The following is a 22,037-nucleotide window of genomic DNA, read 5'->3' as shown; positions in this document are numbered from 1 at the left end:
GGAGTGGTCGCCTGTCAGACCACGCTTCTTAGTCTTCGCAAGGTCAGTCTGGTCCGGCCCTCTCAGCGACGGCGGGGCGGGGATCCTGCGCCGATATAATATGTGAAACTCCTCTCATCGGGTCGCTTCAGCGGCTATGCTGGTGCGGTGGAACCGGCGACTTGGACCTTCATCATTCTCGGCGCGGCGATGGTCGCATTCATCAGTGCGCGCGTGCCGCTGGCGATCGTTGCGAGCGGAGTCTCCCTCGCACTGTGGGCGACCGGCGTGCTCACCCTGCCCGAGGTGTTCGCGGGCTTCGGCAATCAGACGGTCGTCTTCATCGTCTCGCTGTTCATCGTCATCGAAGCGCTCGAGGCCTCGGGTATCACCGCCTGGCTGGCGAACTTCGTCGTCTCCCGTGCAGGCGGAAGCCGAACTCGGCTGGTCGTCGTCATCGGGGTGTCCGCGGCCCTCCTCGGAGCCTTCATCAGTGTCAGCGGCACTGTCGGGGCGCTTCTTCCTGTCGTCGTGGTCGTCACCATGCGCGCCGGGATCTTGCCGTCGAAGATGCTCATCCCGCTGGCCTTCCTCGCCAGCGGAGGGTCGTTGCTCACGCTCACGGCCTCGCCCGTCAACATCGTCGTCTCGCAAGCGGCGAAGGACTCCGGCGGCCGCGCATTCGGGTACTTCGAATTCGCGGCCGCCGGAGTCCCGCTCGTCGTGCTCACCATCGTCATCGTGCTCCTGGCCGGTGATCGTCTGCTGCCTCGGCGTGAAGCCGAGGCCCTCGGCAAGCCCGATCCGCTCGCCCACGCACGGACCCTTCAGGAGAACTACAGCGTCGACGTCCCCTCCGATGCGCTGTTCACGGCCAGGGAGGGCGTCGCCGAGGTGCTCATCGCTCCACGTTCTGCGCTCATCGGCCGACGCGTCTCGCCCGGCATGCCGACGCGCAATGAGGGCCTCGTCGTCCTCGGCGTCCGGCGCGGCGACGACTCGGAGCCGGCAGCCCACGAGGTCACAGGAACGAACGATCCGCTCGAGCTCAGGGCCGGGGACGCGGTGCTCGTCCAGGGCACGTGGGATGCGCTCGATCGATATGTCGCCTCTCCCGACGTCATCGCCGTCGCTCCGCCGCAGGCCTTCCATCGTGCGGTGCCGCTGGTCGAAGGATACCGGCGGACGCTCGTCATCTTCGCACTCATGGTGCTGCTCCTCGCGACGGGTCTCGTGCCCACCGCAGTCGCGACGATGCTCGCCGCGGGGGCGCTCATCCTCACGAAGGTCGTGCGCATTCCGGCCGTCTACCGCGCGGTCCCCTGGACCATCGTCATCCTCGTCGGCGGAATGATCCCGCTCTCCACCGCCTTCGTCTCGACAGGGGCGGCAGACATCGTCGCGGATCTCGTCACGGGGTTCCTCGGGGAGTCCTCGCCTCGCATCGCGCTGCTCGTCATCTGCGTCATCTCGATGCTGCTCGGCCAGTTCATGTCGAATCTCGCCACTGTGCTCGTCATGATGCCGATCGCCGTCGCGATCTCCCAGGCCGCCGATGTCAGCGTCCAGCCGTTCATGATGGGCCTCGCCGTCTGCGGCGCTGCGTCGTTCCTCACCCCCGTCGCCACTGCGGGCAATCTCATGGTGATGCGGGCCGGAGGATACAGATTCGGAGATTTCTGGCGGCTCGGGCTGCCGCTGATGGTCGTCTACCTCGGGGTCGCGGTCTTCTACGTCCCGCTCATCTGGCATTTCTGATGATCTGGTCCAGCCCCCGTGCGGATCTTGCGAGAATTCGTTACTATATAATATAGAGATTTGATCGCACTCATTTGGGAGAACCGGATATGTCGACACTCACGGACAAAGTGGCCCTTGTCACCGGCGGCAACGGCGGCATCGGAGCAGGAATTGCAGTGCAGCTCGCGGAACGCGGCGCCAAGGTCGTCGTCAACGGGCGCGATGCCAAGAAGGCCGAACCGGTGCTGGACAAGATCCGGGCATCGGGTTCCGAGGGCATCTTCGCCGCCGGGGACGTGCGCTCGCGCGACGACATGGGCGCGGTCGTCGAGCAAGCGGTCGACGCTTTCGGGGGCATCGACATCGTCGTGCCGAACGCGGGAGGCAATGACGATGAAGCGCGGTCTCCCGAGGTGCGCGGACTGTTCCAGGACATCGACCTCGAGAGGGTCTCGGCCTTCGTCGGCCAAGCCGTGAGCGCAAAGCTCAATGTCGTTCAGGCGGCGGTTCCGCACTTCATCGAACGCGGCGGCGGCAGCGTCGTCTTCATCACCTCGGAGGGGGGACGCACTCCGACGATTGGCCAGACGGCGATCTCGACGTTCTCGGGCGGTCTGGTCCAGACGACGAAGCTGCTGTCCAAGGAGCTCGCCAAGCATCGAATCAGGGTGAACACGGTGTGCGTGACCGTCGTGAGGAACTCTCCTTCGTGGACAGCCGCCTTCGAGAAGGACGATGCCGTGTCCCTGCACCATCGCGCCCAGTACCAGAAGATCGTCGAGCGAGCACCGCTGGGCATCGCCACCCCCGAGGAGATCGGTCGATTCGTGTCCGTCCTGTCCTCGGACGATTCGGCCTACCTCACGGGAGCGATTCTCAGTCCGACCGGTGGGCTGACTCTGCACTGAGACGACGCCCGGCGGGCTCATCTCACGCTTCTCGGGCAGGGCGCCGGGATGCTTCGCTCCGCGGGCGGCGAGGAGCCGCCTCGGCGCTTCGACAGCAAGGATGGACACAAGCATGCTCACTTTCTTCCAGCCGATCGGTGACGCGGGAACCGATGACTTCCTGCCGCTGCCCGGAGCACTCGCCCATTGGGGTGGGGGTCGGCTCCACGGCCCAGCGGTCGCCGGGCTGCTGGCTCGGAGCGCCAGGTTGGTCGCCGCAGAGGCGAAGCCCGGATTCGTCCCCGGCCGGTCCGCTGTCGAATTGTTTCGGGCGACACGTGATGAGCAGCTCGAGGCCCGGACCGAACTCGTGCGCGAGGGTTCCCGGATCCTCGTCGTCGACGCCGTCGTCGTCCAACGCGGCCGGATGTGCGCGCGGGCGCATTTCTTCTTCTTCCGTCCGGGAGCCGAGCCCGAGAACACCATCTGGGCTCCGGGGATCGAGCTCCCTGTGCCGGAGGCCGGCATCGGGCTCGATGCGCAGCGGCGCTGCTACCGGACAGAATCCACGGGGTGGGACCCCCGCGTCGAGAGGATCAATGGGCCGGGGCGCAAGTACGCGTGGCAGGAGCCCTTTGCCGTCGTCGCGGGGGAGGAGGTCCATCCCTTCGACCTGCTGGTGGCCACGAGCGACCTCGCGAGCATGTCCACGCATTGGGATGAGCGGGGGATCGAGTTCATCAACACCGATGCCACGATGTCGATCGTCCGGCTTCCGGACGACGGGGGCATCGGGGTGACCGGCCTCCATCGAATCGGAGAGGCCGGAGTGTCGGCGGGGTCGGCGGTGATGTACGACCGCGCCGGACCGCTGGCGCTGTCGATGGTGTCGGCGCTCGCCCAGACCTCGGTGCGAGTTGCCATTACTGCAGAGGGGTTCGCCACGCAGAAGCTCTGACTGCTCTCACCTCGCAGATTATTGGATAGAATGTTTGCAATAGTCTGTTCGATCCCGAGAGTGGAAGAGGTTTGCCGATGCCGCAGTGGAAAGGCGCTCAGAGACGCCAGCTGAGCGATGAGGTGGCCGCCTATCTCAGGCAGTCGATCATGGCCGGTGAGATGAAACCGGGAACCTCAGTGCGCGCCGAAGCGATCGGCGAGACACTGAGTGTCTCGGCGACCCCGGTGCGAGAAGCCCTCCATGCACTCCGGGCCGAGGGTTTCCTCGACCTCGTCCCACGTAAGGGCTTCACCGTTGCGCCGCTGGTCGCAGCCGATATTCGCGATATCTTCGTCGCCCACGCCCTCATCGCTGGAGAGCTCGTCGCACGGGCCGCTGACAACATCGGCGAAGAGGACCTCGTCGACGTCCGACAGATCCACGAAGCGCTCATGGACGCCGCGGAGCGCAGTGATCACGAAGAGCTCGAGCGTCGCAACCACGAGTTCCATCGTCGGCTCTATCTCGCGGCCGGCTCTGAACGTCTGCTGTGGGCGCTCAGCGGCTTCGTCAAGTACGTGCCGAGCGCCTTCTACGCCCAGATCGAGGGGTGGCCCCAGACGACGGCCGCGGACCACACCGCCATCATCGAAGCGATCGAAGCTCATGACTCCGAGCGCGCACGAACAGCGATGGCCCAGCACATCCGCAATGCCGGGGAGAAGCTCGCCGAATACGTCGACGGCCGTCAGGACTGAACGTACGGAGCGTGGCCGGAATCGTGGTCGCCGTCCCGGCTCCCTACGATCCGGCCACGTCCTCCGTCTCGGCTTGGTCGAATATGGTCTCAGCTGCTCACATATGCCGGCCGCCTGTCACCTCGATGACGGCACCGGTGATGTAGCTCGACATGTCGGAGGCGAGGAAGAGCACCGCCTGGGCGATCTCCGCGGACTCGCCCATGCGTCCCAGGGCGATCTCCTTGAGACGAGCCTCTTTGATGTCCTCGCGCATGCTCTCGGTCATCGGAGTTCGGATGAGACCGGGCATCACCGAGTTGACGCGGACGTCGGCGAAGCCGACCTCCTTCGCGGCAGCTTTGGTCAATCCTACGATGCCCGCCTTGGCGGCGCTGTAGTTCGTCTGGCCGAGGAGCCCGACCTTGCCGGAGATCGAGGAGATGTTGATGATCGATCCGCCGGAGTCCTGTGCGCGCATGGCCTGCGAGGCCGCCCGGGTTCCCAGCCAGGTGCCGCGCAGATGGACGCCGATGACGGCGTCGAACATGTCCTCAGTCATCTTCCGCATCGTCGCATCGCGGGTGATGCCCGCATTGTTGACGAAGACGTCGAGTGACCCGAAGGCCTCGGTGGTGGCGCCGATGAGGTTGTCGATATCCGCTCCCTCGGCCACGTTCGCGCCCACGCCGATCGCGCGCTCGCCGATCCCGAGCCCGGCTGCCGCCTCCTTCGCCGCGTCCTCGTTGATATCGGCGATGACGATGTTCGCTCGCTCCGCGGCCAGCGCCTGGGCGATCGAGTATCCGATCCCCTGTGCCGAGCCGGTGATCGCGGCGGTCCGTCCTTCGAGCAGTGCCATGGTGTCTCCTTCGTATCGTGTCTGATGGAATCGTGTGTTCGGGGGCGATTCGTGTCGCTGATGGGTCCTCAGTCGGAGAGGATGCCGCGCTCTCGCAGAGTCGTGAGGTCGTCCGCAGTGCGCCCGAGGACCTCGGCGAGGACCGCATCGGTGTTCTCGCCGAGGCTGGGTGCGGGGCTCGCCGGTGCGGCAGGGGAGCCGTGGAAGGTCAGTGGTACTCGCGGAGCGAGGACTCGGCCGATTCCAGGCTGCTCGATCTCGGAGAACAGCGGGTTGGCCGACGAGCACTGCGGATCGTCTCTGACCAGCTCTTCGAAGGTCTGGAACTCGCCCTGGAGCACGCCGGCCTCGGCCAGAGCCGCGGTCGACTCCGCGGCCGTGTGGGCAGCGAACCAGGGACGGAGAACGGCGTCGATCGCCTCCCGCGCCTCGAAACGACCGCCCTCGGTGCCGAGGTCGACGTCGAGCAGATCGCCGATCATCGCGAGCTTGTCGGTCAGTCCCGTGGCGGTGCCCAGCGAGCGCCAGTGCCGGTTCGAGATCACGGCGACCATCACTTCGCGGCCGTCCGAGGTGGTGAAGGACTGGCCGTAGGCGCCGTAGAGTCCGTTGCCGAGCGGTCCGCGAGTGGAGCCGTTGGTCTGGATCTCCGCGATGTAGCCGAGGTTGCCGACGGTGGCGAGCATCGCATCGGCCAGGGCGAGGTTGATCTCCTGTCCGGTCCCTGAGCTGCGGCGTTCGAGCTCGGCGGCGAGGATGCCGTTGGCGATGTACATCCCGGCGATGACGTCCCAGGCGGGGAGGGCATGATTGACCGGCTTCTCATCGCTGCCGGTGATCGTCGGAAATCCGCTCGCGGCGTTGACGGTGTAGTCGACGGCGGGCTTGCCGTCATGGGTGCCGCTGAGCCGGAGCATGACGAGGTCGGGCCGGTGGGCGACGAGGTTGTCGTAGCTCAGCCAGCCGCGGGCGGGCAGATTCGTGATGAGCGTGCCCGCCTCGGCGATGAGCTCGGTGGCGATCGCCTGGCCCTCTTCGCTCTTGAGGTCGAGCGTGATCGAGCGCTTGCCCTTGTTGAGGCTCGCCCAGTAGATGCTCGTCCCCTCTTCGGTGATCGGCCACCGCGTGGCGTCGATGTTCCCGCCCAGGGGATCGATGCGGATGACATCGGCGCCGAGCTGCGCGAGCGTCATGCTGCCCAGTGGAGCGGCGACGAAGGCGGAGATCTCGATGATCTTCACTCCCGCCAACGGGGCAGGGCGTGTGGTGTCGGTGGTACCTGTCATGCTCACACCGCCTCGACGATCGCAGCCATGCCCTGGCCTCCGCCGATGCACATGGTCTCGAGCCCCCGGCCCCCGCCTCGGCGGTGGAGCTCGTGGAGCAGGGTGGTCAGTATGCGCATCCCGGTGGCGCCGACGGGATGGCCGAGCGAGATGCCGGAGCCGTTGACGTTGAGCTTGTCGTAGTCGGCCCAGTCCCAGCCGCGCAGCACGCCGAGCGCCTGGGCGGCGAAGGCCTCGTTGAGCTCGACGAGGTCGATGTCGTCCCAGTTGCGTCCGGTCTTGCGGAAGAGCTTCTCGACGGCGGGCACGGGCCCGAGGCCCATCTCGGCGGGATCGCAGCCCACGGCTGTCCAGCCCTCGAGGAAGCCGATGGGCTCGAGCCCGAACTCGTCGAGCCTGTCCTCGGAGACGATGAGGCAGGCGGCGGCCGCGTCGTTCTGCTGGCTCGCATTGCCCGCTGTCGTCACCCCGTCCTTCATCAGGGGACGCAGCTTTGCCAGCGACTCCACTGTGGTGTCGGGGCGCACGCCCTCATCGCGTGCGAACATGATCGGATCGGCCTTGCGCTGCGGGACCGAGACGGGCACGATCTCATCGTCGAAGGTCCCGTTCTCCCAGGCGGTGGCGGCATTGCGCTGGCTGCGGGCGGCGAACTCGTCGGCCTCCTCGCGGGTGATCGAATAGCGCTTGGCGACGTTCTCCGCGGTCTCGATCATGCCCGAGATGTAGCCGAAGCGCTCCTCCGGCTGGGAGCGTTCGCGTCCCCGGTCGAGGCGATCGTAGAACTGGGCGTTGCCGGCTCGTGAGCCCCAGCGCATGCTCGTCGAGTAGTACTCGATATTGCTCATCGACTCGACGCCGCCGGCGATGACGACGTCGGCGGCTCCGGTCTGGACCATCATCGCGGCAGTGGCGACTGACTGGAGGCCGGAACCGCAGCGGCGATCGAGCTGCATGCCGGCCGTGTGGATGGGCAGTCCTGCCTGCAGACCGACCCATCGACCCACGCAGGGAGTCTCGGACGAGGCGTAGGACTGGGCGAAGACGACGTCCTCGATGAGTTCGGGATCGACCCCGGAGCGTTCGACGACGGCCTTGACGACCGTGGATCCGAGTTCCTCGACGGGGACGGGACGCAGGGATTTCCCGAAGGCGCCGACCCCGGTGCGGACCGGTGCGACGATGGCTGCTCTGCTCATGGTGTGTCTTCCTTCACAGTTGTCGTGGTGTCTCTGGTTCGGTGTGTCTCGTAAGTCGGTGGGTAGTCCCGGGTGAGGTGTCCGGCGGCCACCGGTTGGTGGTCACCTGAGTCGTCCGGCGGCTTCAGTCGAATCTGACCGTGGCCTTGACGGCGGGCTTGCCGGTCGGGGCGAGGGCGATGAGCTCCTGCGCATGTGAGCCGGCGACGTCATCGGCGACCTCGATGTCGCGGCCGAGCAGATGGATGAGCTCACCGGCGAAGAGAGGGGAGCGGGCGGAGAATTCGAAGCCGCGCAGCTGTGCCCCGGGGCGTTCGGCGAGGAACGCGTCGAGGAGCAGGGTGGCGGTGAGTGGTCCGTGGACGACGAGTCTCGGGTAGCCCTCGACTTCGGTGGCATAGGGCAGATCGTAGTGGATCCGGTGCGAGTTGAAGGTGACGGCTGAATAGCGGAACAGCTGCGCCGTCGTGGGGCGCGCAGAACGCGACCAGTCCCAGCCTGCAGGGGCCTCGACGTCGGGTCTCGGATCGCGGGCGGGCGAAGGCGCCTGGGGGTCCACGGCCACGGCCTCGCGGTAGACGATCGTCTGCCTCTCGGTGACCGCGAGGGTGCCCGCGGCCCGGATCTCGTGGACGAGTTCGACGAAGCACAGGGCACCCGAGGAGCCGTTCTTCGGCGTGATCTGCGCGATCGTCGTCGTCTTCTCAAGCTCCTGTCCGACCCCGATGGGGGAGTGGAACTCGAGTGAGCTGCCCGCCCACATCCTCCGGGGTAGCGGCAGCGGGGGCATGAACCCGCCGAGGCGCGGGTGTCCGTCCGGGCCGAGTTCGCTCATTGCGGCGGTGGGGGTGAACTGGAGCCAGTGCCCGAGGGGAAACAGCGTGGTCGGTTCTCCCGCATCGGGCCCAGCGCCGGGCGTCGGCCTGTCGAGGATGGCGGCCAGTCCGGTTGCGGCCGTCACCGAGGCGGTGTCGGTCACGGTCTCTGAGCGTCCGAGCCATTCGCTCCAGTCGCGAGTGCTCTCGCTCGTGCTCTGTCCTTCGGTCACGCTCATTCCTCCATCGGGGAGCGGATGCCGGCTCCGCCCGTGGGCGGTCGCGGACTCCCTCGTCGTCTCTCTCACCTTCGTCACCCGGAGGCTTCGCCAGCACCCGGATTCGCCTTCATTCTATATTAAATATCGAAATCGGAAACCCCTTGTTCGCTCGCCTCCCGCGCCCCTGGGGCCGAATATAATATATTAGAGTAGCCTTATATGAGGCCTGCCGGGCCACGTGCAGTCCGGCGGCACTGCTTCAGGTTCGAGGCTCATGCGTCGACCGTGCGGTGCGAGTGCCGCGTCTCTCCCGGGCTCCCTTGGAGGACGCTCATGACCTTGGAAAAGGAGGAAGTACGGTGAATGCAACAGCGGCAATCGTCAACGAAGTCGGTGGGGACTACGAATTCGAGGACCTCAAGCTTGCTGACCTCGGTCACGATGAGGTCCTCGTCCGGATCGTCGCGTCCGGCATCTGCCATTCGGATGAGAGCATCCGGACCGGGACGGTGCCCGTCCCGACCCCGGCGGTCCTCGGGCACGAAGGGTCCGGCATCATCGAACAGGTCGGAGGCGCGGTCAAGGGATTCGAGGTCGGCGATCACGTCGTGCTCGCGTACACCTACTGCGGGATGTGCGCGAACTGCCGGTCCGGCCAGCCCTCGTCCTGCGTCAAGTACAACGAACTGAATATGAGCGGCAGGCGCGAGGACGGCAGCGCGATGTTCACCAAGAGTGACGGAACTCCGGTGTCGAGCCTGTCATTGCAAGGTAGCTTTTCGACGCGCTCCGTCGTCCCCGTCAACAATCTCACCAAGGTCGACAAGGACATCGATCTGCGGCTGCTCGGACCTCTCGGCTGTGGGTTCCTCACGGGCAGCGGCGCCGTCATCCACGGACTCAGGCCCGAGACCGGCTCGTCCGTCGCGGTCTTCGGGACCGGGGCGGTGGGCCTGGCCGCCATGATGGCCGCCGTGATCGAAGGGTGTTCGACCATCATTGCGGTTGACATCCACGACTCCCGCCTCGAGCTCGCCGCAGAGCTGGGAGCGACGCATACGATCAACAGCAGGACCGAGAGCCTCGATGAGCGAATCGACGAGCTCACCGGCGGTGCGGGCGTCGACTACGCGGTCGACACCACCGGTGTTCCGGCAGTGATGAAATCGGCACTCAACGTCGTCGCCACCGGAGGGAGCTTCGCCCCCGTGTCCGCCTCCGGCAAGCCCCTCGAGTTCGTCCCGGTCAGCGATCTCATCTTCCCGAAGCGCAACATCATCGGCGTCTTCATGGGAAACTCTGTCCCGCAGATCGCGATCACGCAGCTGATCAGGCACTACCGCGAGGGCCGGTTCCCCATCGACCGGCTCGTCAGGTTCTTCGACTTCGGGAACATCTCACAGGCCGTGGAGTCCTCTCTCAGTGGCGAGGTCGTCAAGCCGATCCTCGTGATGGACCCGTCCTACCGGCCGGCATGACTGACCTCTGTCCCGGCCGGCGGCGGAACGCCGGTTCGCCTGTGTCGGCGGGACGGATTTTCCCGCAGTCGTCGGTCCCGGCCGGCATCGAATGCGCCCATGCCGATGTGCGCCGTGCCCGTCGCGGACTGTCCGCCATAACATATTTAATATAGAATAATTGTCCTGTGCAGGCACTTCGAACCAATGGAGGTATGCGATGACCGTCGCCGACGATACGACCGTGACAGCCGACCCGATGAGGGATGCCGACGCCGGCTCTGCGGGGGCGGCTGGGCCGCTGTCGGGAATTACCGTGGTCTCGATCGAGCAGGCGATCTCCGGGCCGCTGGCAACCAGGCACCTCGCAGAGCTCGGCGCGAGGGTGATCAAAGTCGAATCGGCGGGAGGCGATGCGACTCGCGCCTATGACGACTGCGTCAACGGGATGTCCGCCCATTTCGTCTGGCTCAATCGGGGCAAGGAGTCCGCGCGGCTCAACCTCAAGGATGAGGCGGACAAGAAGGTGTTCTCCGCCCTGCTCGCCGAGGCGGACGTGTTCCTCACGAACATGGCGCCCGGCGCCCTCGGCCGGCTCGGTTTCGACCCCCTTGAACTGCATCGCGACCTTCCCGAGCTCATCATCGTCGACATCTCCGGCTTCGGGGCCGGTGGGCCGATCAGCCATCGCCGTGCCTATGATCTCCTCGTCCAGGCCGAGAGTGGTGTCTGCTCCCTCACCGGCGCCCCCGGATTCCCGGTCAAGCCCGGGGTTCCGACCGTCGATATCGGCACGGCGCTCTACGCCTTCGGAGTGATTTCGACGGCGCTGTTCAATCGCACCAGGACGGGTGCGGGCGCCTATATCCCGCTGGCGATGTTCGACGTCGCTGCCGAGATGTCGGGATTCGCCCTCAACCAGGTCATCCACACCGGTGTGCAGCCGGATCCGGTGCCCATGGGAACGCCGATGCTCGCCCCCTACGGCGCTTATCCGACTGCGGACGCGCAGACGCTCGTCCTCGGCGCCACCTCGCCGAGGGAATGGGGCAAGCTCACGGGCGAGATGATGGATGATCCTGAGTTCGCTGTCGATCCTCGTTTCGTCGACAACGATGCGCGGATCCGCAACCGGGATGCGCTCGATGCCCATATCTCGGCCTGGACCTCGCAGTTCACGCTGGCCGAGCTTCAGGCCAAAGCGGACTCTGCACAGCTGGGCAACGCGCGGCTGAACAATACTGTCGAGCTGGCCGATCATCCTCAGCTGCGTGACCGCGATCGCTGGCAGAACGCGAACGCCCGCGGTGCGGAGGTGCCGGCGCTCAAGGCTCCGTTCCTCGGCGGGGAATGGAACTCGCAGGCCTCGACGCGCGTTCCGGAGCTCGGCGAGGACACCGAGGCGATCCGCGCGGAACACGCGTGAGCTGATTCTCGCCGCCTGTCGAGGAGGTGACAGATGCTCGAGCGTATGATCGAGATCCTTGAGGTCTTCAAGGTCGAGGGCGGACCCCTCACCGCATCGGAGATCTCGCGGCGGACGGGAATACCCATGGCGTCGACCCACCGTCTTGTCGGCGAACTGCTGCGCGTCAGGATCCTCACCCGAGACGATTCGCATCGTCTGACGATCGGGATGCGTCTCTGGGAGATCGCCGCTGGAGCCTCCACCCTCCGCTCGCTCAGAGAGCTGGCGCTGCCGTTCATGAACGATGTGATGCTGCGGACCCACGCTTCGACTCTTCTGTGCGTGCTGGACGGCACGGATGTCGTCAACCTCGAGACTCTGAACCCGTCGGGGCCGAGCGCGACGAACCTGACGCGCCCGGGCGTGCGACTTCCGACGCTGGGTTCCTCGCCGGGCATCGCCCTGCTGGCTTTCGCGGAGGAGGAGACTCGGGAAGCGGTGCTCAAGTCCGCCGACCTCGTCAGGTTCACTTCTCGCACCCCCCTGGACGAACGCGAGATCCGCAGGCTGCTCACATCGACCGTGAGCGACGGCCATGTGATCGCACGAGGGTGGATGTGGACGAACTCGATCGGGATCGCCGTGCCCATCCTCGGCGGTGATGGACACGCCATGGCGGCGCTGTCGGCAACGGTCCCTTCGGACTCTGCGAACACGGAAGGCGTGGCTGCCCTGCTCAAGACGACGGCCACTGCCATCGCGCGGGCGGGAAGGGCCGGCGAGGAGTCCGAGGATCCTGGGCTCACACTGCTCAGACTGCAGTTGCGGAGAGTGACTGGACAGCAGTGAACCGATACCGTGCCGCCGAATCTTCTTCTCATTTCGCGGGAAAGAAGATGGCCACATAATGTATGACACATAAAATATTGGATGATACGCCTGAGGCGGGCACATTCATAGAGAAGTAGAGCGCACTCAAGGAAGAGGCGGATGAAATATGACCAATTCTGCTGTTGCCCCTGCTGTCGGCACAGAAGACCCCATGAGCGCCTTGTGCCGTATGGCGGTGGAGACAGAGTTCGAAGACTTTCCTGAAGAGGCCAGGACAAAGGCCAAGCACACTCTGCTCGACTCCATGGCGGTGACGATCGGAGGATCCGGCCTTGACGGCATCCTCGAGATCGTCGACCTGGTCAAAGAGAAGGGAGGAGTGGAACAGTCGCCAATCCCGTTCTACGGCGGTCTAGTGCCCGCGGCCGAAGCCGCACTAGCCATCGGGCCGATGCCGAGAGCCATGGACTGCGGAGACCTTCACGAAGAAGCCGGTCACATCAGCGAATACATCGTCGCGTGTCTGCTGGCGGCGTGCGGTCTGCGCGAGAAGGTGTCGGGGCAGGAATTCCTCGCTGCCCTGATCGTCGGCCAGGAGGTCCTGATCCGAATCGGAAGTGCGTATCGTTTGATCAGCAACGCCATTCCCCGCGGTGATTGCGGCGGACACTACATCTTCGGGGCGGTTGCGGCAATCGGACGTTTGCTCGGCTTCACACAGGAGGAACTCGAGAACGCGGAGGGCATCGCGCGCACAATGACCCAGCCGCATACGATGAGCATCTACTCTCCGGCCACCCTCATGGTTCGCATGCATCATGGTCTCGTCTGCCACAGCGCCATTCTGGCGTGCCAGATGGCCCGCAAGGGCATCACGGGTCCTCGGCACTCCGTGCTCACCGGACCGAATGGCTTCCTCGGGACGGCGCACTGGGACACGGAGCCCGAAGCGCTCACTCGCGGGCTCGGTGAAGACTGGGAGATGACGGCGATCACGACGAAGGGACACAGCGCATGCTACTTCTCCCATTCGTCGATCGACGGCATCATCGAGCAGATGAGCATGCACGGGTTCACCGCGGAGGACGTCGAGGCGATACACGTCGATGTCTCGGTTTCGGGGTCGAAAGCTGTGTGCGAGCCGGCGGAGAGCAAATGGGCGCCGGGGACGGTGCCGGAATGCCAGTTCAGCTTGCCCTATGCTGTCGCCTCAGCGCTCGTCGACGGGCACGTCTTCCTCGACACCTACAGCGAGCGATCGCGCAGCCGGGAGAATGTGCGAGAGCTTATGGGACGGATCACCGCCGATGCCGACCCACAAATGTCCGACTGGGGAGCTCGCGTGAGGACGGTTCTTCGTGACGGCACCGAGATCACGACCGAGCACACCTACGTCAAGGGGCACCCGAACAACCCCTTCACCGAGGTTGACTTCGTCGCCAAGTTCCGTCGGTGCGTTCCGTACTCGATCCTTCCGATTGGTGAAGACGCCGAGGACGGCATCATCGAGGCAGTCCTCGGACTCGACGAGGTCGACGACGTCGCGGGAGCACTCCTAGAACCGCTGACACCCGAATCCGTACCACTGATCGCTCAATCGCAGACACCAGCCCAGGCATAGCAGCCGACGGTCGTCTCATTCTGAAAGGACAATTGACGTGTCAACTGAGAAAGCACGAGTCGGCAGCGCTGCCGATTCTCCCACCGCATCGATGACGCTCGGACAATATGCGATCGTCGGGCTGTGCATGTTCCTCAACATGACCGATGGGTTCGACCTCTTCCTCATCGGCTTCGCCCTTCCTCACCTGCCGCAGGGCTTCGCCACCGAGAGCGAGAAAGGCTTCATCATCAGCCTTGCCCTGGTCGGCATGGCGATCGGCGCGATCTTCCTCGCCCGATTGGCTGATCGGATCGGGCGCCGAGCGACGGTCCTTTGCGGGCTGCTGACGAACATCGTCGGACTGGCGGTGTCCGCGCTCGCCGTCAACGAGTACATGCTGATGACGGGGCGGTTCATCACCGGGATGGGTGTTGGCGTCGTCAGTGTCGTCATCGTCGTCATCGCACAGGAGGCGACCCCGGCCGACCGGCAGAACACCGCTACAGGCATCGTCATGATCGGCTTCCCGCTGGGGAGCACGATCGCGGGGTTCGGTGGAGCCGCGGCCCTCGCCCTGACCGGGAATGTCTGGCAGTCGCTCTTCTGGCTCGGAGCGGCTCTGTCGCTGATCGGTCTGGTCGTCGCCTACTTCTGGCTGCCCGAGTCCGCGGCGTTCAAGGCTCGGATCGCCGGAGGTGCGGCACCTGGAACCGCCGAGGCTGCATCCGTCGACACCCCTGTCGAGCCGGCTGAACGGCTCGGCCTGCTGAGCAGACCGCTGTGGGCCATCACCGTGCTGCTGGCACTCGGTTACGGTATGCTCTCGGCCGCTTACTACTTCGTCGGAACATGGACCCCTCAGCTCGTCACCGACCTCACGAACGATCAGTCCGCGGGTGCTACAGCCGGCATCGTCGTCAGCGTCGGCACGTTCGCGGGTACGATCCTCTTCGCCCTCATCGGACTGAAGGTGAGTTCGGTCAGACTGACCACGGTGCTGCTCGTACTCGGAGTCGCGTCCGTGATCGGATTCTCGGTGCTGCTGCCGAGTGCCGGGGCGAATGTCTTCGCAGGCCTGCTGGGCTTGGCCGTCTTCGGCTCGATGTCCGGCTACACCGCAATGGTCCCGAAGCTCTACCCTGTGCTGGCACGGGCGAGGGGATACGGAATGATGCTCGGGGTCGGCCGCGCCGGAGCGATCATCTCGCCCGTGCTCGTGGGCTTCGCCGCGACGAGGGTCGACACCGGCGTGATCTATCTGCTGGCCATCATCCCCGTCGGGTTCGCACTGCTGGCCTCGGTGACGCTGCTTGTGCGCTCGGCTCGTGTTCGTCGCGAATCCAGCGTAGTCTGACTGAATCCGAGCTAACGGGACCTCGCAGGCTGCTTCACTGGTGATCGAGCTGCATCGCCCTCGGAAAGGTCTCCTTGGCTCCGAGGACGAACTAGGGAGCATATCAGCAAGGCCGTTGATGCGAAGATGATGGAGCTCGGGACGTTTCTCACGACCCGCCGCGACGAGGTCATACCTCGCACTGCGGGTCTGCTGGCAGACTCAAAGATGCGACGTGTGGCGGGACTGCGCCGCGAGGAGGTGGTGCGGCCCACCTCGATCAGCTTCGACTAGTACGCCAGCAATCGAACAGTGGCTCGTCAGGGTGTCCGCGTCGGTGCTGGAAACTTCGACGACATGCTGGTGAGGCTCGGCGGAGCTGTCTGTTCGGTCTCTCCAATGAGCCAGCGGCCCGCGCCCCGTGCAGAAGCCTGCAGACGGCCCAGCCTCAGCTACGCCGCTTCCTCAATGACCTGCCCACCGCCTACGCCGGATGTCCGTGGCCGGCATCGTGTTCTTCGGTCTCACGCAAATCTACGCGTGGAACGCCCCGGTCGGGGTGGCTGATTTCTGGCCATCGACGGATATTCTTCGTCGGGGCGTAGTCGCTGATCGGCCATGGTGACGATATTTGGGCAACGAGATCGTCGGTGCGATCGCGCTGAAGTCGGTCAATGAGCGAGACTACGGCGGCTCCGCCGCTTCCCGCAAGTATTCGACAAGCGAATGGCTGAGCAGGCGAAAGAAAACAGGGACATGTCCGGGGAGTTCGCCTCGCAGCTCACCAGCCTCAACGACGGTGTCCTCCTCGGTGGCAGCAGGTCCCACGAGGAGGGGTTCGCTCCGAAGATCCGCAGCCTCGCCACGGTGAAGACCAGAGATGTGCTTGACGGTTCCCAGCAGAGCCGGGAGGGATCGGCCCAGGCAACGTTGTCACCGAGAAGGAGATGTCCGAGGTACTCAGCCACGCGATCTTTTATGCCGGCCGGCCAAACGCATGGGCGGTGTTCCGCATGGCCAAGAATGTCCACAAGGCAGAGCCACCTGCGTGTCGGCGCGTCAGACACGAAGCGAGGAGTTCGGGATCCTCGGCGCAATAGGCACGGCATCAGCGGGGCACATGGCCGCGACGGGACCGCTCGTTGACGATCACTGGGGTAAGAGGGCGAAAGGTTCGCTGCGCGATGGAACCCCACCACACACCAGCGCCGTAAGCGATGTCGTCTGCGCGAAGGGCCAAAGCAAAGGAAACTGGGTCCATTCGGGGTCGCAGACGTGCATATTCGAGCGCGGTATCCACGAGAGCGGCCAGGCTGGCCACTCGCCGTGCTCGTCGGGAGACCAGACATGCCAGCAACGTCATTGGCCACCAGTGACGCAGCAGCAGCGATCGAGATTGAGCGTCGATCCCCAAGAGGCCCCGGCCCAGCAGACCGAGCGCGACGAGGCGCGGACTGCCGATCATATTCAGGCGCTGTGCGAGACGCTGATGAACCCCGACCAAGACCACGGGCACCAACAGGCGCGGCGTCCTCTGTCCGCTGCACAGTGCGACGAGCGTCGCGGCGGCCCAAGGATGCAGAACTGCGGGCGCGACTTTCGCTCCGTGGCGGCGGGCCAGAGGAGCAGCACTGGTGCCGTATATGAATTTGCGGGTCAGCCAGGGCACCAGACGCGAACGGTGCAAGTGCCGAACATGCGCCTCGGGCTCATAGCGCACTCGGAACCCCGCCGTGATCAAGCGCCAGACCAGGTCGACGTCCTCACCGGCACGCATGGACTCCTCAAAGCCCTGGATTGGCTCCCCTGTCAGATGTGCCGTGCGCCCGATTACGCAGGCGCTCGGCACCCAACCGACCGGGCTGTCGGGTCGGACGAGAGACGGCTCGGGGCCGAGGTCGAGAGAGGATCGGGAATTCTCGTACCGGGTGGTCGCGTTCGCATTGCCATCAGTGTCGCCGAGGACTCGTGGTGCGGCCAGAGCCAGCGCAGGATCCGCGAAATGCCGCAGGAGGAGTTCGAGGCAGTCCGGTTCGACGACAACGTCGGAGTCGATGAAAGCGACGAATGGAGTGTCGGTTTTCGCAAGACCCACATTTCGTGCTGCCGAAGGACCTCTGTTGATTGGAAGGCGCACGAGGGTGGCCCCGTGCCTGCGCACGGCCGCCGCGACCGGGGCCGGTCTCACCGATCCATCGTCAACGACGACCGTCTTTGCCAACCCACTCGGCAAGCTGGCCAGAAGACGTTCGAGATGGGTAGGGCGATCCCGGATGGGCACCACCACCGTGAGTTCAGAAAGAGATACCTCCGGCAGGGTCCTCACAACGGGAGAGGCGAGTCCGGTATCGACAAGTCGTTCGCCGATACGCCTCGCACGATCGTCCTTCAGACACACCTCCCTATCGTTGAGACTTCTACGTCCCTCGGGGGTCAGCCGCATCACCCGCAGTGGTGTGCCTCCGATGAGAACCTCACCATCCTGGAGACAACGTGTGCGTGAGTGAAGACGGACGACAATCGGGTCCGATTCGCGTGAACCGTGAATGGTCATATCGAGTCCCCGGTCGGCATCGAGGACAGCATCCCGCCGGCTCCCGGTGCCCACGTGGCGAATCGTTCCCAAGCGGCGTCGCACATCCCGGCGAGCACTTCGTGTCCATGTGCTTGGGAGGCGCCGTTCGGATCGCCCAGCACGCCATTGGGCGAGACTGCTCGCACTCCTTGCGCGCGAAGCTCGGACAACAGGGTCTCGGCAACGCCGCAATCGCCTGCCTCCGCACGATCCATCTTCACGTCCAGAGCCGCTAGTACGAGCATCAGTGAAGTCTCACTCAGTCCAGCGTGCAGATCTGCGCCGGCGTAGACGTCGACACACGACAGCCAGCCGACATCGCGACCCTCTTCCCGTAAGAGGGGCACCGCGCTTCGCAACGCCTCGACGTTTCCACCGTGGCCGTTGACTAGTGCTATTCGGTTTGCCCAACGGGATGCGGATCGACAGAGTTCGACTATCACCTCGACCAAGGCACTGGTTCCGATCGAGACGGTGCCAGGGAAATCCTCATGTTCGCCGCTGGCACCATACGGCAAGGCGGGTGCCTCATATGCCCTGTGACCGGCCGACGTCGCGCGTTGGGCAAGTTCTGCAGTGACTGCCGTCGCGATGACTGTGTCGGTCTCCAACGGCAGGTGCGGGCCGTGCTGTTCGGTCGAGCCGACTGGGACGAGCAGTATCCCTTCTTGTACGTCCGGCCACGTGCCCGTGGCAAGACGTGGTGCTCTTGCGTGGTGCTGTCCCGTCGGCAGGGGTCCGGCGAGCGGTCCTCGTACCATCAGACATTCGCCGCATCGGCCACGCCGGTGGGCGGGAGAGGGTGTTGTGGCTGGAAAGCACCGAGCTCCCTGAAGAAATCGGATGGAATCCAGAGATCCTTGGGATTGAGCTCGTCGATCGAAGAGCGGCCCAGCCCCAACAGTGCAGAATCCAGGCCCATGCGCAGCAGATCCAGGACGTTCTCAACGCCCGCTTGTCCATTGGCTGCAAGTCCCCACAGATACGCCCGGCCGATCAGCACGGCGCGTGCGCCGAGGGCCAGTGCCTTGGCCACATCGCCGCCACGTCGGATTCCGCCGTCGAGGAGAACCTCGACCTCGTCGCCCACGGCTTCGGCGATTGGTCCGAGGCAGCGAATCGACGCAGGGGTCGTGTCGAGATTGTTCCCTCCATGATTGGATACGGAGATTGCATCCGCTCCGATGTCGACCGCGCGTCGGGCGTCATCGACCCGGGTGATGCCTTTGAGCATGAATGGGCCACCCCACTCGTTGCGCAACCACTCCATGTCCTCCCACGTGGGCGGTGGAGTCTGCTGCCATTCGCCATATGCACCGAAGAATGTGGGGGCACTGCCTCCGGGGAGCGCCAAGTTGGGAACAGTCAGATCCGGAATCCCATTCTTCGCCCACTGCAGCAACCACTGCGGGCGGAGGAGGCCCTCCGGCGCGAATTTCACCTTGGCCGACAGGTCCATCCGTTCGGGGATCTCCGGGCTTCCCCAATCGCGGCCTAGCGAGAATGACCAATCAGTCGTCGAGATGAGTGCTTTGGCCCCGGCGGCGCGTGCGCGATCCATACGCTGAACCATCGTCTCTTTGGACCCAGTCCAGTACATCTGAAAGAAGGTGTACTCGTTTGCTTGCACGACGTCCTCGACTGGTTTGCTGGCGAAGGAGCTCAGGCCCATGATGGTCCCGCGTGCAGCTGCGGCCCGGGCTACTGCGACCTCGCCTTCGGGATGGACCGCCTGCACTCCCGTGGGGGAGATCAGCACGGGCATCGAAATGGGGATGCCTAGTACCGTCGTTGAGACATCTCGGGATGCCTTGTGCCCGGCGACATGGGGTGCAAACTCCAGTTCACCGAACGCATCCGCGTTGTCCTGTGGAGTCCGCCCTCTTTCGGAGCCGGCAACCAGCGCCGCATAGACGGAGGGCGGTAGTCTCCGCTTTGCCCGGCGTTGTGCCTCCAACACTGTTTCGAACCAGGGGTTCTGCTTCCAAGGCCATTCCATGATCTGTTCCTCTCTGTGATGATTTCGATACGTCAGGCCAGCCGGGTTCTTGCGATGAAATCAGGCGTCAACCGCAGAAGCCACGTCTCAGTCATGCCCAATCATGTGTCCGAGGCCATGAAGCATCGCCACGAGGCGTTCTGCCGGGAACGCCATCTCAATCGGTGTCGATTCCGAACAGCTCCTTGCTGCGGCCCTGACCTTCACCGCGATCCCGGCACATCGAGAAGCGTGCTCTCGTCTGCCGGAACATTTCCCGTGGACGCGGATTCGGCTGGGGTGCATACGTCGGAGGAGGTATCAGTTCTGCGGATGACGAGGTCTCGCTCCCGGTATTGTCTTTTTGCGATGCGGCAGAGCATGCTGAGATCGAAGTAGCCCATCCGAACTTTTCAGACGAACCGCTCGATGATGACATCACACGCCTTCGCTCATGCTCCGTCCGGGTTGAATCCGGCAAGCGGGCTCTCCGCGCATGCATTCACCGGTGGCCGCCCCTTGTCTTCGCGGCGGCCGATGGTGACTGGAACAGGTTGAGATTTCCGGGGCGCCCGCGCAGTCCGGTGGGAGTGATCCCCCATAGGACGCTGCGGGGTCAGCTTGTCGCGGTTCTTGAGCATCTCCTCACCGAACCCACGGACGCATTCGGGATCTGGCCCGTCCAGAGGCAGACCCGTGAAGAACTTCGCGGCCATGCAACCACCTTTGCACGAGTCGAAGAATTGGCACGAGGTGCACGCTCCGCCGGACTGAGGTTCGCGCAGCTTGTGGAAGAGCGATGATTCCCGCCACACGCCTGTGAAGCCCCTGTCGTCACGGACGGAGCCGGCGAGGAATTCGTCGTGGATCGCGAATGGGCACGCGTACACGTCGCCGATCGGGTCGATGAGGCACACAACGCGACCGGCACCGCAGAGGTTCAGGCCGGGAAGCGCCTCTCCGAACGCAGAGAGGTGGAAGAACGAATCGCCGGTGAGCACATCGTCACCATGAGCCACGAGCCAGTTGTAGAGTTCACGCTGCTGGTCTGCTGTCGGGTGCAGATCGTCCCACACATCGGCCCCGCGTCCTGAGGGACGCAACCTGGTCAGGCGGAGCTGTGCGCCGAACTCGTCGGCAAGGGACTTGAACTCGTCCAATTGGGAGATGTTCGTCCGTGTGCAGACTACAGACAATTTGAAATTCTTCATTCCGGCGTCCGCGAGGTTCCGCATCGCTCGGATCGCAGTGTCATAGGAACGCCCGCCGCGAATGGCATCATTGACTTCGGCCGTGGCGCCATCCAAGGAGATCTGCACGTCGACATAGTCGTTCGCCGCCAGAGCCTGTGCTGCCTCAGGGGTGATCTTCACGCCGTTGGTAGAGAACTTGATGCCAACGTGGTGGGCCGTAGCATAGTCGAGCAGTTCCCAGAAGTCCGATCTAACGGTGGGCTCCCCGCCGCCGATGTTGACGTAGAAGACCTGCATGCGCTCCAGCTCGTCGATGACGGATTTGCACTCTTCCGTGGTGAGTTCGCGCGGATCCCGTCTGCCCGAACTGGACAGACAGTGGATACAGGAGAGGTTACATGCGTAGGTCAGTTCCCAAGTCAGGCAGATGGGGGCATCCAGGCCACGCTCGAAGTGGTCGACCAATCGGGTGGGTTCTCGGGTAGTCGGCGGTGGCGCAATCGTCATTCCGTTCTCTCCTCGATCATATGAGACGCCGCGAGGGTCTCAAGGGCTCTCAGGTACTGGTCTTGTTCGCGCTCCCCGATCCCGGCCACAAGGCATGCCTCATGCGCCGTGGCTGATCCTTCCAGAGCTTCGACGGCCGCAAGCAGACGCCGATCCTTGAGGAACGACAGTCTCCGCGTGCCGAAATGATAAAGCAGAGCGCCGAAGGACTCAGGCCGTACGCTCACCTGCGGGTGCAGTCGCCAGGAGTTGCGGGGATTCATCGCGCTGTCAGTAGACACCGCACATGCCATCGATAGAGACCTCCTCGATGAGCGCATCGCCCGCGCTGACCGGCTCGACCTCCTCGGACGAATCCCCGGCGGCGGTGTTGTGCACAGTTGGCGCGGAGTCGGCGGAAAACTCTTGCTTGTCCATGTGATGCTCCTTTGCTTCAAAATCCATCGGCGTCGATGGGTGTCTGTAGAATAGACCTTAATGGCACTC

At 64.5% G+C, this 22,037-nt stretch carries 19 protein-coding genes; 9 read left to right on the top strand and 10 right to left on the bottom strand.

Features of this window, described 5'->3' with window-relative positions; translation table 11 throughout:
- The first annotated feature begins 147 nt into the window (after positions 1-147).
- From AD89_RS0108795 to AD89_RS0108780, 4 genes are all read left to right on the top strand, one after another.
- Positions 148-1,737 (top strand): SLC13 family permease, encoded by a 1,590-nt coding sequence (locus tag AD89_RS0108795; protein WP_025778230.1) that lies wholly within the window; start codon positions 148-150, stop codon positions 1,735-1,737.
- A gap of 89 nt (positions 1,738-1,826) precedes the next feature.
- Positions 1,827-2,627, top strand: coding sequence for an SDR family NAD(P)-dependent oxidoreductase (locus AD89_RS0108790; protein ID WP_025778229.1), 801 nt, complete (start codon positions 1,827-1,829; stop codon positions 2,625-2,627).
- Between the two features lie 112 nt (positions 2,628-2,739).
- Positions 2,740-3,564: an acyl-CoA thioesterase domain-containing protein gene (locus AD89_RS0108785; RefSeq protein WP_025778228.1), complete on the top strand. Its 825-nt coding sequence runs from the start codon at positions 2,740-2,742 to the stop codon at positions 3,562-3,564.
- 77 nt (positions 3,565-3,641) lie between these two features.
- Positions 3,642-4,304: a GntR family transcriptional regulator gene (locus AD89_RS0108780; protein WP_025778227.1), complete on the top strand. Its 663-nt coding sequence runs from the start codon at positions 3,642-3,644 to the stop codon at positions 4,302-4,304.
- 97 nt (positions 4,305-4,401) lie between these two features.
- Here AD89_RS0108780 and fabG read toward each other — a convergent pair whose 3' ends face one another.
- From fabG to AD89_RS0108760, 4 genes are all read right to left on the bottom strand, one after another.
- Complete coding sequence (fabG, locus tag AD89_RS0108775; RefSeq protein WP_025778226.1) at positions 4,402-5,145, bottom strand: 3-oxoacyl-ACP reductase FabG; 744 nt, start codon at positions 5,143-5,145, stop codon at positions 4,402-4,404.
- A gap of 68 nt (positions 5,146-5,213) precedes the next feature.
- Positions 5,214-6,431 carry a CoA transferase gene (locus AD89_RS0108770; RefSeq protein ID WP_051505173.1) on the bottom strand — a complete coding sequence of 406 codons (1,218 nt, stop codon included), beginning with the start codon at positions 6,429-6,431 and terminating at the stop codon, positions 5,214-5,216.
- A gap of 2 nt (positions 6,432-6,433) precedes the next feature.
- A complete protein-coding gene (locus AD89_RS0108765) occupies positions 6,434-7,630 on the bottom strand; it encodes an acetyl-CoA C-acetyltransferase (RefSeq protein ID WP_025778224.1) in 1,197 nt (398 codons plus the stop codon).
- Positions 7,631-7,754: 124 nt separating this feature from the next.
- Entirely contained in the window at positions 7,755-8,684 is a 930-nt protein-coding gene (locus AD89_RS0108760; protein WP_025778223.1) for an FAS1-like dehydratase domain-containing protein, read from the bottom strand.
- A 341-nt stretch (positions 8,685-9,025) separates the two neighbouring features.
- On the opposite strand from AD89_RS0108760, the gene AD89_RS0108755 reads away from it, so the two are divergent.
- The 5 genes from AD89_RS0108755 to AD89_RS0108735 all read left to right on the top strand — a co-directional run bounded on the left by AD89_RS0108755 (position 9,026) and on the right by AD89_RS0108735 (position 15,319).
- On the top strand, positions 9,026-10,144 hold the full coding sequence (locus AD89_RS0108755; RefSeq protein ID WP_025778222.1) for an NAD(P)-dependent alcohol dehydrogenase: 1,119 nt from the start codon (positions 9,026-9,028) through the stop codon (positions 10,142-10,144).
- A gap of 199 nt (positions 10,145-10,343) precedes the next feature.
- On the top strand, positions 10,344-11,549 hold the full coding sequence (locus AD89_RS0108750) for a CaiB/BaiF CoA transferase family protein (RefSeq protein WP_025778221.1): 1,206 nt from the start codon (positions 10,344-10,346) through the stop codon (positions 11,547-11,549).
- Between the two features lie 33 nt (positions 11,550-11,582).
- A complete protein-coding gene (locus tag AD89_RS0108745) occupies positions 11,583-12,380 on the top strand; it encodes an IclR family transcriptional regulator (protein ID WP_025778220.1) in 798 nt (265 codons plus the stop codon).
- A gap of 193 nt (positions 12,381-12,573) precedes the next feature.
- A complete protein-coding gene (locus AD89_RS0108740) occupies positions 12,574-13,983 on the top strand; it encodes an MmgE/PrpD family protein (RefSeq protein ID WP_197021730.1) in 1,410 nt (469 codons plus the stop codon).
- Between the two features lie 37 nt (positions 13,984-14,020).
- Positions 14,021-15,319, top strand: a complete 1,299-nt coding sequence (locus tag AD89_RS0108735) for an MFS transporter (protein WP_025778218.1) — start codon at positions 14,021-14,023, stop codon at positions 15,317-15,319.
- Positions 15,320-16,406: 1,087 nt separating this feature from the next.
- Here AD89_RS0108735 and mftF read toward each other — a convergent pair.
- From mftF to mftA, 6 genes are all read right to left on the bottom strand, one after another.
- On the bottom strand, positions 16,407-17,852 hold the full coding sequence (gene mftF / locus AD89_RS19665) for a mycofactocin biosynthesis glycosyltransferase MftF (protein WP_081770407.1): 1,446 nt from the start codon (positions 17,850-17,852) through the stop codon (positions 16,407-16,409).
- Positions 17,849-18,634 carry a mycofactocin biosynthesis peptidyl-dipeptidase MftE gene (gene mftE, locus AD89_RS0108720; RefSeq protein ID WP_025778216.1) on the bottom strand — a complete coding sequence of 262 codons (786 nt, stop codon included), beginning with the start codon at positions 18,632-18,634 and terminating at the stop codon, positions 17,849-17,851. Before mftE ends, mftF begins: the two co-directional genes overlap by 4 nt.
- A complete protein-coding gene (gene mftD / locus AD89_RS0108715; RefSeq protein WP_025778215.1) occupies positions 18,634-19,872 on the bottom strand; it encodes a pre-mycofactocin synthase MftD in 1,239 nt (412 codons plus the stop codon). The genes mftE and mftD overlap by 1 nt, the downstream gene beginning before the upstream one ends.
- A 431-nt stretch (positions 19,873-20,303) precedes the next feature.
- The gene (gene mftC / locus AD89_RS0108705) at positions 20,304-21,551 is read right to left on the bottom strand and encodes a mycofactocin radical SAM maturase (RefSeq protein ID WP_025778214.1); all 1,248 of its coding nucleotides are present in this window, start codon (positions 21,549-21,551) and stop codon (positions 20,304-20,306) included.
- Entirely contained in the window at positions 21,548-21,814 is a 267-nt protein-coding gene (gene mftB, locus AD89_RS20550) for a mycofactocin biosynthesis chaperone MftB (RefSeq protein ID WP_025778213.1), read from the bottom strand. Before mftB ends, mftC begins: the two co-directional genes overlap by 4 nt.
- A gap of 7 nt (positions 21,815-21,821) precedes the next feature.
- A complete protein-coding gene (gene mftA, locus AD89_RS19660) occupies positions 21,822-21,968 on the bottom strand; it encodes a mycofactocin precursor MftA (protein WP_155807395.1) in 147 nt (48 codons plus the stop codon).
- Positions 21,969-22,037: the final 69 nt, after the last annotated feature.

It is taken from the genome of Brevibacterium sp. VCM10 (genome assembly GCF_000583215.1).
Classification (GTDB): Bacteria; Actinomycetota; Actinomycetes; order Actinomycetales; family Brevibacteriaceae; genus Brevibacterium; species Brevibacterium linens.
Note: the sequence above shows the minus strand (reverse complement) of the source record. Positions and strands in the feature narration are given on the sequence as shown.

Coding starts and splice junctions, on each gene's coding strand:
- AD89_RS0108780 (WP_025778227.1), top strand. CDS start 3,642: ATGCCGCAGTGGAAAGGCGCTCAGAGACGCCAGCTGAGCGATGAGGTG.
- AD89_RS0108785 (WP_025778228.1), top strand. CDS start 2,740: ATGCTCACTTTCTTCCAGCCGATCGGTGACGCGGGAACCGATGACTTC.
- AD89_RS0108740 (WP_197021730.1), top strand. CDS start 12,574: ATGAGCGCCTTGTGCCGTATGGCGGTGGAGACAGAGTTCGAAGACTTT.
- mftD (WP_025778215.1), bottom strand. CDS start 19,872: ATGGAATGGCCTTGGAAGCAGAACCCCTGGTTCGAAACAGTGTTGGAG.
- mftB (WP_025778213.1), bottom strand. CDS start 21,814: ATGAATCCCCGCAACTCCTGGCGACTGCACCCGCAGGTGAGCGTACGG.
- AD89_RS0108750 (WP_025778221.1), top strand. CDS start 10,344: ATGACCGTCGCCGACGATACGACCGTGACAGCCGACCCGATGAGGGAT.
- fabG (WP_025778226.1), bottom strand. CDS start 5,145: ATGGCACTGCTCGAAGGACGGACCGCCGCGATCACCGGCTCGGCACAG.
- mftC (WP_025778214.1), bottom strand. CDS start 21,551: ATGACGATTGCGCCACCGCCGACTACCCGAGAACCCACCCGATTGGTC.
- mftF (WP_081770407.1), bottom strand. CDS start 17,852: ATGACCATTCACGGTTCACGCGAATCGGACCCGATTGTCGTCCGTCTT.
- AD89_RS0108770 (WP_051505173.1), bottom strand. CDS start 6,431: ATGACAGGTACCACCGACACCACACGCCCTGCCCCGTTGGCGGGAGTG.
- AD89_RS0108765 (WP_025778224.1), bottom strand. CDS start 7,630: ATGAGCAGAGCAGCCATCGTCGCACCGGTCCGCACCGGGGTCGGCGCC.
- mftE (WP_025778216.1), bottom strand. CDS start 18,634: ATGGTACGAGGACCGCTCGCCGGACCCCTGCCGACGGGACAGCACCAC.
- mftA (WP_155807395.1), bottom strand. CDS start 21,968: ATGGACAAGCAAGAGTTTTCCGCCGACTCCGCGCCAACTGTGCACAAC.
- AD89_RS0108745 (WP_025778220.1), top strand. CDS start 11,583: ATGCTCGAGCGTATGATCGAGATCCTTGAGGTCTTCAAGGTCGAGGGC.
- AD89_RS0108760 (WP_025778223.1), bottom strand. CDS start 8,684: ATGAGCGTGACCGAAGGACAGAGCACGAGCGAGAGCACTCGCGACTGG.
- AD89_RS0108790 (WP_025778229.1), top strand. CDS start 1,827: ATGTCGACACTCACGGACAAAGTGGCCCTTGTCACCGGCGGCAACGGC.